The sequence below is a fragment of the Nocardioides sp. genome (assembly GCF_051876515.1).
Taxonomy (GTDB): domain Bacteria; phylum Actinomycetota; class Actinomycetes; order Propionibacteriales; family Nocardioidaceae; genus Nocardioides.
The window spans coordinates 1-4,158 of the sequence record NZ_JBJEHY010000026.1 but is presented as its reverse complement, the minus strand read 5'-3'; the positions used below and the strand labels follow the sequence as shown (position 1 = coordinate 4,158).

At 69.4% G+C, this 4,158-nt stretch carries 4 protein-coding genes; all 4 read right to left on the bottom strand.

Annotation, left to right across the window (positions count from 1 at the left end; translation table 11 throughout):
* Positions 1–1,464: helicase-related protein (locus ACI379_RS01360; protein ID WP_439790263.1), on the bottom strand; the 1,464-nt coding region annotated here is incomplete at its 3' end.
* A 15-nt stretch (positions 1,465–1,479) separates the two neighbouring features.
* Complete coding sequence (locus ACI379_RS01355; RefSeq protein ID WP_439790262.1) at positions 1,480–3,321, bottom strand: DNA cytosine methyltransferase; 1,842 nt, start codon at positions 3,319–3,321, stop codon at positions 1,480–1,482.
* Positions 3,318–3,806, bottom strand: coding sequence for an HNH endonuclease signature motif containing protein (locus tag ACI379_RS01350; RefSeq protein ID WP_439790261.1), 489 nt, complete (start codon positions 3,804–3,806; stop codon positions 3,318–3,320). Before ACI379_RS01350 ends, ACI379_RS01355 begins: the two co-directional genes overlap by 4 nt.
* Positions 3,807–3,858: 52 nt before the next feature.
* Positions 3,859–4,029, bottom strand: a complete 171-nt coding sequence (locus tag ACI379_RS01345; protein WP_439790260.1) for a hypothetical protein — start codon at positions 4,027–4,029, stop codon at positions 3,859–3,861.
* Positions 4,030–4,158 lie beyond the last annotated feature (129 nt).

Here is a 4,158-nt window from a genome sequence, read left to right as displayed (position 1 = left end):
GGCCGTCTCGTCCACCGTGTCGTTGTGGACCGAGGTCCAACCCTCGCCGGCGACCTCGACCCGCTCGACGCCCATGGAGCGTTCGAGCGCGGCCACGATCCCGGCGGTGTCGAGCCCGTGTTCTCGGATGACGTCGGTCATGTTGTCGGTCAGCTCCTCGTGCTGGGCCCACTTCGTCAGCAGGCGCCCGCGGATCTCGGTTTCGGTCTCGGCGTAGATGGCGTGGACGAAGCACTCGCGGGTCTGCCCGAAGCGCTGGATCCGGTGGCACGCCTGGATGAAGTCGTTGAACTTGTCGTCGATCCCGACGAAGACGGCCGTGTTGCACTGCTGCAGGTTCATCCCCTGGCCGAGCATCATCGGCTTGCCGATCAGGGCGTAGGTCTCGCAGCGCTTCCACTCCGCGAGGCGGCGCTCGTTCTCGTCGACGTCGTTGCTGCCGTGCACCGAGGAGTACGCCAGGCCCTCGTCGGCGAGCACCTTCTCGATGGCCGCCTGCTCGTCGTTGAGGTGGCACCAGAGGATGATCTGGCCGTCGTCGCGTGCGGCGTGCTCGCGCACGATCGCCCTGAGCTTCTCCACGCGCGCGTCGATCGTCCTGCGCTTCTCGCGGCTGGCGTCGACTGTGGACATCTTGCGGCTGCGGTACATCTGCACCTGGCCGTCCCGGTCGACGGCCACCTCGGTCTCCATCTCCACCTGGTGCCACGTCGTGGTGAGGTCGGGCAGGTCGTAGCCCGTGTCATCGAAGCCGAGATCGGAGGGCCGCTGCAGGAACACCGCCCAGGTGTTGAGCCAGAGCCAGAACTCCCGCTCCTTGTGCGGGTACAGCGTGAGGTTGTTCGCCTGCGTGGAGTCACGTTGGAAGAAGCGGGTGAGCGCCTGCCCGGTGTCCATCACGCCGAGGAAGCCGGCGTAGTGGATGAGCTCCTTGAAGCGGTTCGGCGATGGTGTCGCCGTGGCCACGAAGCGGTGCGGCACCGAGTCGAACAGGGTGAGGAACGTCTGGAACGTCTTCGACCCGAACGACCGGAGCACCGACGCCTCGTCGAGGGAGACGACGGTGAAACCACTCGGGTCGAGCTTGCCGTCGCGCACCGACTCGTAGTTGGTGATGTACAGCCCATCGCCGGTCAGCTCCTCGTTGCGACGGACGAATCGCGGCACCTCCATGCCGAGCATCTGCGCGTCGTGGGCGAACTCCTGGCGCACGCCGAGAGGGCACACGATCAGGCCACGGCCGCCCGAGGCGGCGAGCGTGAGGCGCAGGACCTCCAGCTGCTGCACGGTCTTGCCCAGCCCGAACTTCTCAAACAGGGCCCGGCGTCCGCCGCGCACGGCCCACGCCACGACGGCGCGCTGGTGGGGCAGCAGGATCGGGTTGACGTCCTCCTCGGTGCACGGGTGCCCGTAGGCGCGGTCGAACCTGACCTTGCCGGTCAGGAACTCTTCGTAGGTGGTCACGCGGAGTCCTCTCGATCAGGCGGCTGCGCCGAGCGCGGCGGCCACGGGGTGGAGCAGGTCGCGGGCAGCCGGCGGGGTGACGGCGTTGCCCGCCAACTTCACCCGCTGGCGCCGCGTCCCGGCCCACTTGTAGTCGGCAGGGAAGGCCATGCCCAGGGCGACCTCCGACGGCTCGAGCATCCGGAAGAACGCCTCGTCGACCAGCGCCTCTGCGGCCTTGATGTCCGCCTCGGTCACCGAGCGCCGCTCGGGCGGCTGAACCAGCGCGTACCTGTCGACGGTGGTCAGCGTGCCGATCGGACGCGTGACCGGCAGGGCGGCCTTGCTGGAGCCGTAGTACGGCATCAGCAGGGACTGGTGGCCGGTCGTGGTCAGCGTGCGCAGGTACTCGCTCACCGGGGTCAGCATCTCGCCGCCGCCGGTGTTGTGGCGCTGCACGAGTGCGTGGTGGTTGCCCGACGCGGTGACCGTCGACATGGGGTCGGTGGCCGAGCGGGCGTCCGAGCCTCCGCCGCGGAGTTCCGCGATGAACGGCGGCTGCACGATGGCCGAGGTCTCGCGGGTCGTCATGGTGCGGTGAGCCTCGTTCGCGGGCCGCGCGTCGTCGTTCCACGTGCCTCCCGCCGGAGTGATGAGCGGCGGGCTGATGACGCTCGCGTTGTCGTAGGTCGTCACGGTCGGCGAAGGCTCGGCCATGGACCAGTCCTGGCCGCCCCACTCGGCGCGGGTCACGAAGCCGTCCTGGTGTCGCGCAGTCTGGGTGCGCAGGGTGTCGGCCGCGGTGCTGCACCGGTCGCCGGCGCGGCCCTCGAGCGGCAGGACGAGCGCCTTGGACTCGGCGGTGTGCAGGGTGCGGATCGGATCCGTCATGGGCCACGCGCGGTAGTACGCGGCCGGGTCGCCGTAGCGCACGTGCTTCGGGTCGGCGGCGTCGTACTGGTTGCCGCCCGCCTCGATGTGCATCGGCCCCCAGTAGCGGGCGATCCCAGCGGCGATGCGGCGGCGCGTCTTGTCGGCCAGCGGCTTGGTGCGCTGGCCGATCTGGACGCCGCGCAGGCTCATGTCGATCGCCGCCATGGCCGGGAGGTAGGCGGGCTCAACGGTGGTCCCGCACGCGCCATGGGCGTACACGTACTGCGAGCGGTACTTCCCGACGGTGCGGCCGTTCTTCCAGACCTGCTCCGACTCCACGACCTGGCCGCAGCGCGAGCACCACGCGGGCGGGCGCAGCACCGAGTCGATGTCCGGCGCGCGATCGCCCTTGCGCCAGCACACGATGTACAGCCGGTCGCGGGACTGCGGTGCGGGGTCGCCGTGCGCTGAGGCGTGCATGCTGTTGAAGCTCACGACGCGGTGCTCGTAGCCGAGGACTCCGAGCTGCTGACGCCAGAGCGTCCAGGCGTCGCGGTACTTCGCGTTGGTCGCGATGTCGACGACGTTCTCCACGACCATCGCGCGGTACTGGTGATGCGCGGCGAACCGGAGGACGTCGAACATCAGCAGCCTGGAGCGCTGCACGATGGCGACCTCGGGGTCCTCGTCGATCAACTCCGGGTGCAGCAGCGAGAGCAGGTCGGTGCCGTCCGTGCCGATGTGGGAGTACTTCCCGCCCGACGCCTGGCTCCACTTCGTGCACTCGGGAGAGGCCCAGAGGATGTCGGTCTTGGGGAAGTAGCGCGGATCCTCCTCGTGGAGGTCGACGGACGAGTGGTCCGTCTCGGGGTGGTTCTGGTTGTGGACTTCCACCGCCAGCGACCAGTGGTTGCTCGCGTGGGCGATCTCGACGCCTGCGACGGCCTTCATGCCCGTGCTGGAGCCGCCGCCCCCGCAAAACAGGTCCGTTACCGTGAGAGTCATGCGACGTGCCTCCAGGTCCGTCGGGTGACGATGCGCCACGCGGTTCCATAGGTGATGCCGAACTCGGCGGCAAGGGCGGGGGCGCTCGACGCGTCCCGGTCGAAGCGGTCGCGCATGTCGGCGACCTGGGCCTCGGTGAGCTTGGCGTTGGCGTTCCTTGAGCCCGGCGCGCGCTCGGTGTGCAGCACGGCGATCGAGTGCCGGACGTTCTCGCTCGGCGTGACGTACTCGAGGTTGCCGACGTGGTTGTTCGTCTTGTCGCCGTCGATGTGGTTGACCTCGTGGCCGCTGGGGCGCGGGCCAAGGAATGCTTCGGCGACCAGGCAGTGCACCAGCTTGCCGACCTGACGGCCGCCGACCCGGAGTGTCACGCGCAGGTAGCCGCCCTTGACGGCGTAGGGCCGGATGGCGCGCCCGGGCACGCGCCGCTGTTCGATCCGGCCGTCCGGGTGGATGCGGTAGCCGTGGTAGTCGGCTGCGTTCATTCGTACTCCTGAAATGCAGAGAGCCGCCCGGAGGCGGCTGGTTGGAAGGCGGTCAGCGGTCGTCCGCGCCGCCTGCACACGTCTTGTGGATCCACGTCCCGCGGACCTTGGTGGCGGTGCGCCAGTCGGTGATGTCGCGACCGCAGCGGGGGCACTCGTTCTCGTAGGAGTGGGAGGCCAGGCCCCCGCCGCCGTAGCCGCGGCGGGGGCGGCGCCGGCTCACGTCACCTCTTCGAACGGGCTCAGGTGGTCGACCATCGTCCGCGTGCAGCGCACGATGGTCATGGGCTCGTAGTCGCTCGAATCGGCGTCGCCCTTGGCGATGGCGGCGCGGTGCTTGGCCATGGCCTCT